At 66.3% G+C, this 612-nt stretch carries 1 protein-coding gene; it reads left to right on the top strand.

The annotated features are described in order from the left end of the window. The coding region (locus AAH450_RS21065) for an Ig-like domain-containing protein (RefSeq protein WP_342911929.1) at positions 1-612 on the top strand (612 nt) is incomplete at both ends.

Below are 612 nucleotides of genomic sequence, written 5' to 3'. Positions count from 1 at the left end.
CGAACTGGCAGGCAGCGCAGCTGTTGACGGGAACGGCAGCTGGAGCTGGACGCCGGAGCAGGATCTGGCCGACGGCACTGAGCATGAGCTGACCGTGACCGCCGTTGATGCGGCGGGCAACGAAAGCCCGGCTGTCAGCGGCACCGCTGACGACGGCTGGAACTTCACCGTTGACACCTCCGTTCCGGACAACCAGACCTCCGGCGTTGTGGTTGACTCCATCAGCCTGACCGACGACGTCGGCCCGGTTACCGGTGAGATCGCCGACGGCGGCGTCACCGACGACACGCGTCCGACCCTCACGGGCAACGCGACCGCGGATATCGACCATATCAATATCTACGACAACGGCGAACTGGCAGGCAGCGCCACTGTTGACGGGAACGGCAGCTGGAGCTGGACGCCGGAGCAGGATCTGGCCGACGGCACTGAGCATGAGCTGACCGTCACTGCGGTGGACGCGGCGGGCAACGAAGGCCCGGCTGTCAGCGGCACCGCCGACGACGGCTGGAACTTCACCGTTGACACCTCCGTTCCGGACAACCAGGCCTCCGGCGTTGTGGTTGACTCCATCAGCCTGACCGACGACGTCGGCCCGGTCACCGGCGAGAT

This window comes from Erwinia magellanica (assembly GCF_039023495.1).
Taxonomy (GTDB): domain Bacteria; phylum Pseudomonadota; class Gammaproteobacteria; order Enterobacterales; family Enterobacteriaceae; genus Erwinia.
The sequence above is the reverse complement of the archived record's forward strand: the minus strand, read 5'-3'. Positions and strand labels throughout refer to the sequence as shown.